The organism is Candidatus Latescibacterota bacterium (genome assembly GCA_019038625.1).
Lineage (GTDB): Bacteria > Krumholzibacteriota > Krumholzibacteriia > Krumholzibacteriales > Krumholzibacteriaceae > JAGLYV01.
Genome location: JAHOYU010000139.1, coordinates 1 through 6,038 on the forward strand (window position 1 = coordinate 1; position 6,038 = coordinate 6,038).

7 protein-coding genes are annotated in these 6,038 nt (G+C 51.6%); all 7 read left to right on the top strand.

The window, feature by feature from the left end:
* The coding region (locus tag KOO63_10720; protein MBU8922279.1) for a hypothetical protein at positions 1-231 on the top strand (231 nt) is incomplete at its 5' end.
* Positions 232-259: 28 nt separating this feature from the next.
* On the top strand, positions 260-1,714 hold the full coding sequence (locus KOO63_10725) for an MBL fold metallo-hydrolase (protein ID MBU8922280.1): 1,455 nt from the start codon (positions 260-262) through the stop codon (positions 1,712-1,714).
* A gap of 93 nt (positions 1,715-1,807) precedes the next feature.
* Complete coding sequence (locus tag KOO63_10730) at positions 1,808-2,326, top strand: YeeE/YedE family protein (protein MBU8922281.1); 519 nt, start codon at positions 1,808-1,810, stop codon at positions 2,324-2,326.
* Positions 2,327-2,340: 14 nt separating this feature from the next.
* On the top strand, positions 2,341-2,898 hold the full coding sequence (locus KOO63_10735; GenBank protein MBU8922282.1) for a YeeE/YedE family protein: 558 nt from the start codon (positions 2,341-2,343) through the stop codon (positions 2,896-2,898).
* 178 nt (positions 2,899-3,076) lie between these two features.
* On the top strand, positions 3,077-4,444 hold the full coding sequence (locus KOO63_10740) for a CoA-binding protein (GenBank protein ID MBU8922283.1): 1,368 nt from the start codon (positions 3,077-3,079) through the stop codon (positions 4,442-4,444).
* Entirely contained in the window at positions 4,438-5,124 is a 687-nt protein-coding gene (locus KOO63_10745) for an acetate--CoA ligase family protein (protein ID MBU8922284.1), read from the top strand. The genes KOO63_10740 and KOO63_10745 overlap by 7 nt, the downstream gene beginning before the upstream one ends.
* Positions 5,125-5,150: 26 nt before the next feature.
* On the top strand, positions 5,151-6,038 hold an 888-nt coding region (locus KOO63_10750; GenBank protein MBU8922285.1), incomplete at its 3' end, for a glycosyltransferase.

A 6,038-nucleotide genomic window follows, 5' to 3' on the forward strand; every position in this document is an offset into this window, starting at 1 on the left:
CTCGTCCCTCTCGTGATCATTATCGGCAACATGTCGGGAATAGATCCCCGGGCGCTGGCAATGCTCGTCGCCGTCTGCGCCGCGAACAGTTTCATCCTTCCCACCCACCAGGTAAACGCACTGGTCATGACGCCTGGGAGATATCGAAACAGGGACTACATTAAAGCTGGTAGCATAATGACACTGCTCTTTCTTCTGATTGCCGTGCCATTGATATATTTCATCTTTTAACTTCAACCCTGTTCTCAGGGAGGCTCTGATGCTGTTAAAACATTTTTTCATTGAAAAAATCGCACACAGTTCATACCTTCTCGCTGGATCGAGATCCTGCGCGATCATCGATCCGAGAAGAGATATAGATATTTATATCGAGGCAGCAGATGCTCACGGAGTAGAGATAACCCATATCCTTGAGACCCATCTTCACGCCGATTTCATCTCCGGCCATATGGACCTGGCAGCACAGACCGGGGCGAAGATCTACGTTCCGAAAAGTGGAAAATGCGCATTCGATCACGTCGCTGTCTCTGATGGCGATACCTTCGAGATCGACGATATCCTGATCAAGGTACTTGAAACACCAGGACATACACCTGAGCACCTCAGTTATGTCGTGATCGACAGGACAAGAGGTGATGAGCCGGCTGGAGTCTTCTGTGGAGACACGATGTTTGTGGGAGATGTGGGGCGTCCGGACCTCTTCCCCGACATGGCGACAGAACTTGCCGGCAAACTCTACGACAGCCTTCACGATAAACTGCTGAAGCTTCCCGATTTTTGCGAAGTATGGCCCTGTCACGGAGCCGGTTCACTGTGCGGGCGGGCGATGGGAGCCAAATGGCGGAGTACCATCGGATACGAAAGACGGTACAATTCCGCGCTGCAGATAATTGAAAAAGTTGATTTTATTGAATCGCTTACGACTGACATGCCCCCCGCCCCCGATCATTTCAGCCTGTGCAGTGACATCAATCGACAGGGGCCGGCAAGGATAGGGGATCTTCCATCCCTTTCAAGGATGAGCCCGGCTGGATTCAGGAAGGCGATGGCCGATGACGATGTCATTGTCCTCGACGTCAGAAGTTACGAAGGGTTCGGAAGCCATCACATCCCGGGAGCGTGGCACATTGACTACAACGGCAATTTCCCCACCTTCGCAGGATGGACCCTGCCCCCTGACAAAAAAATACTCCTTGTCGCCTCGACTGTGGAGGAAGCTCACAACGCCAACGTATGGGCCAGGCGTGTCGGGGTGGACCGGATATTCGGACATCTCGAGAAAAGCATGTTCGGGTGGGCGACGAGCGGGTTCAAGACTACAAGTGTCCGGCAGATATCGGCCGAGGATCTTCATAATTATGCCTGCGGTTCAGAGGAGATCGTCCTGCTCGATGTACGCTCCCCGATCGAATTCGCCGACAACCATATAGGCGGGGCGATAAACATCCCCACACCCGAACTTCGGACCAGGTTCGATGAGCTGGACCCATCAAAAAAAACCATTCTGATCTGCTCGACAGGTCACCGCTCGAGCCTTGGCACTAGCATCCTTAAGATGCACGGATTCGAAGACCTCCTTAATGTCGCTGGAGGCATGAAAGGATACAGCGCTGCGGGCCACACCAGGGTATGCAGGGTCTGCGCTAATCCGCACGGATCGCGTTATTACGAAAACTACGTGCCCGTTCAGGACAAGAAAGATCAGCCGGAATAGTATCGACCATATGATTCAGTCATCGGGCAGACTTTGGGTACAGACATGATATGCGTAATTGACTGGTAGCTACAAATCGACCGGAGGTGCGATATGGATTGGATCTTTGAAGCCAGGTGGTCGCCGTACGCGGCAGGCATCGGGATCGGTGTCTTAAGCTGGTTTACATTCCTCCTTTCGAACAAGCCGATCGGCTGCTCGACGGCTTTCGCCAGAACAAGTGGCATGTTCGTCAGGATCTTCAGAGGAAAAAAAATCGACGAGATGCCCTATTACAAACAATTCTCTCCTTCGATCGATTGGGAATGGATGCTCGTGCTGGGAGTAGTCCTGGGAGGCTTCATCTCCGCCAGGATCTCTGGTGACTTTTCTATCCAGGTCGTCCCGGCCATGTGGGCCGCTTCTTTTGGAAGCGCCCCCTTCCCTCGCATTCTGACTGCTCTGGCAGGAGGGATCTTTCTCGGGTTCGGCGCCAGGTGGTCCGGCGGCTGCACCAGCGGCCACGGTATCAGCGGCACACTCCAGCTCGCAATAAGCAGTTGGATAGCCGCTGTCTGCTTTTTCATCGGTGGGATCGCAAGCGCTTTCATCATTTTCAAGGTCATAGGCTGAAGGAGGTGTCCCGGATGTTAAATGTAATCCATACAAAAAAAGGTCTGCAACTCTTTCTCGGATTCCTTTTTGGGATCCTCTTTGGAATCTTTCTGCACAAAGGCGGAGCTACGAAATACGACGTCATCGTCGGACAGCTTCTTCTTATAGATTTTACAGTCGTCAAGATCATGCTCTCGGCAGTGATCACCGGGATGATCGGTATATTCGCGATGAAGTCTTTCGGGTGGGTGGAACTTCATCCGAAACCCGGCTCATGGGGATCCAGTGCAATTGGAGGACTCATTTTCGGGATAGGATTCGCGACTCTCGGCTACTGTCCGGGAACAATAGCGGGCGCAGTAGGCAACGGATATATTGACGCCGCGACAGGAGGAATTGTTGGAATCCTGATCGGCGCGGGGCTGTTCGCAGCGATTTATCCACGTCTGATGAATGGTATTCTCCGGAAAGGCGATTTTGGCGATATCACGATTCCGAAACTGATCAAGGTTCCTGAGTGTATCATCGTCCCGATAGTCGCGACCTTTCTTGTGTTCATATTGCTCGCCCTGGAGTCGAAGGGGATGTGACGACCCTGTGTACAGCATGGTTATTTGCCTGGTTCATCAGACATATTGATTATCGATGTTCCAGGACCTATATTGCTTTTTCCTGCCGGGATAATCTTGACACTATCCCTGCATTGGTGCAGGATTAGCCGTCCGAGTGGGTTTCGTATTGAGACCCACCGAAGCAATGGAGGAAAGATTGGATTTCAGGACCATGTTCGAGCCAAAGACGATGGCCATCATCGGAGTATCTCTCCATAATGACCGTCATCCGGCCAACGTCATATATAACAAGAATAGGTTTCGTTATCCCGTGAAGGTCTATGCCGTCAACCCTCAGGGTGGTGAATATTACAAGGAAAAAGTCTACAAGAATATCGGAGATATCCCGGAGAAGATAGATCTCGCGATAATTGCTGTCCGCGCGGAACATGTGCCCGGAGTCCTGGAAGAGTGTGTTGAATCCTGGGTGGGAGGAGTAGTAGTGATCTCCGGAGGATTCTCAGAGACCGGACGGCACGATATGAGAGATGAGTTGATCCGGGTAGCGAACGAGGCGGATTTCCCGATCATCGGACCCAACTGTCTCGGCATCTATTCGCCAAGCCATGTCGACTCATTCTTTCTTCCCAGCGAACGCATGGTGAGGCCCGGACAGGGCAACGTCGCTATAGTGAGTCAGAGCGGGGGCATCCTCGTCGACCAGATGGTCAAATACGCCGAACAGGGAATCGGCCTTTCCAGAGCAGTCAGCATAGGCAACAAGGCTGTCGTCACTGAGCTGGACCTTCTGAAATATCTTGCCCGTGACGACCAGACAGACGTCATAGCTTTTTATATGGAGGGTTTCGGAGAGGGCCAGGGGCGCGAGTTCGTAAATGCCGCAAGTCGATCTCCCAAGCCAGTCATCGTCATGAAAGCTGGCAAGAGCGAAGCAGGAAGCAGGGCTGTATCGAGCCACACGGCTTCCATCGCCGGCGACTACAGAGTCTTTTCTTCGATCATGAAACAACATGGCATAGTCGAAGCTTACGACGAATACGAGATGCTCAACTTTTCCGAAGCTTTGAGTTGTTACTCCAAACCGATCAAAGGCAGGGTCGGCATCGTCACCGCCAGCGGTGGCCACGGCGTTGTGGCGGTCGACAGATGTAACAAGTCCGACCTGGAAGTACCACTACTCCCTGATGACAGGCAGGAAATAATACGCGAAAAACTTTCCAACAGCATAAAGACGATAGCATCGATCGACAATCCAATCGATTTGACAGGAAGCGCTCAGGATGACGATTTCGTAGTGGCCGCGCGTCAACTCAGTCTCATTGACGACATCGATTGTGTCCTGATCCTGCTTCTCCCCTACATTCCAGAGGTCACATCCGATGTAGGAGCCCGCCTCAGCCAGTTATATCAGGAAACAAAGAAACCGATCGTCGCCTATGTCCCCCATGTGGAGAAATACATGATGATCATCGAGGGGTTTCAGCTCAACAACGTTCCAGTAGCAGATTCAATAGAGGGCGCCATAATGATGGTCGAAGCTATGAAGAGGTGTGGACAATGCTGACAGACGAAATGAAAGCCATCCTTGAAAAATCCAAAGGTACGGGATGGGTCCTTGAGCCTGATGCCATGAAAATACTGAGCATCGCAGGGCTGGATGTCCCCGAATATATCCACGCGACCTCGGTCGGGGAAGCGGAAACTTTCGCGTCGAAGGCAGGTTATCCCCTGGTAGCCAAGGTAGTCTCTCCCGATATCCTCCACAAGTCCGATGTCGGTGGTGTTGTAGTCGGCATCTCCAGTGACAAACAACTCAGGGAAACCTACAAGGGGTTCAGAGAGATGAAGGGATTTGCCGGGGCTGTTATCGAAGAAATGCTCAGCGGTGTCGAACTGATCGTAGGAGCAAAAATCGACTCACAGTTCGGCCCGGTGATCGTCGTTGGTATCGGCGGGGTCGGAGTGGAGATCTACAAGGATACCGCCATCAGAATGGCTCCGATCAAGAAAGAACATGTACCGTCGATGGTCGCGGATATCAAGGCCCGGAAACTGCTGGAAGGGTTTCGTGGATCAGAACCGGTAGACATGGAACGTCTGTCTTCGATGGTAGTCGCGTTCTCGAAGCTGGTAATGGATCTCGCACCGTTTGTCGAATCGATCGACTTGAACCCGGTCATGTGTTCGGGCAGCCGTTGCGTGATCGCCGATGCCAGGATGATCCTGAACAACGCGCAGGGATAAATCCCGATGAATACATGGAATCAAGAATGAAGAACAGACAATTCCTCTTCATAGGCCCCCTCCCACCCCCGATCGGCGGTGAGACAGTTTCAACAGCGAAACTTATCGGCAGCAGGTATTGGGACGATGCAAATGTGAATCTCACTACGGTCAACCTGTACAGAGGTGTCAGGATCAAGCTTCAGGGCGAAAAGATCTATGCCAGAGATCTTTTAAGAGCCGTGAGAGTATTCACCCAATTCATATTCAATCTGCCGGGGAAGGAAAAAGTACTCCTGTGGATCACGAGGCGTTCGCTCTGTTCATTGGGACTGGCTATCATAATCGTATCTCGCATGTTCGGAAAACCGGTTGTCGTTAAAGTTTTCGGGAGCTATCTCGTCGAACAGATACTGGAATATGGACCAGGATACAGGCGTTTTATCCTTTCGGTACTATCCAGGGCCGAAAAGATCCTCCCACAGACAAGAGCTATCGCCGATGGTCTCATCGGAGACCTTGGACTCAACGAATCACTTGTCGAGTGTTTTCCGAATTTCCTTCTCGACAGATCCCTCGTCGGCAGGCGGGAATCTGTCAGTTTCAAGGGAAGATGCGTTTTTGTGGGCCACATGAAAGAAGAAAAAGGAATATTCGATATCATTGAGGCTTTAGGATCGAAAAATCACGCGGGCTGCGATTTCTACGGCGAATTGATACCGAAGTACAAAGACCGGTTCCTCAAGGAGATCGAAAAACATGACAACCTCAAGTATTGCGGGGTTATCGACCCTTCCTCTGTCATAGACGAGATAAAGAATTTCGATATCCTCCTTTTCCCCACCAGGTATATCGGCGAAGGATTCCCCGCCGTGATCCTTGAGTCTTTCGCGGCCGGCGTTCCAATCATCACTACCAGGTGGAAATCAATCCCC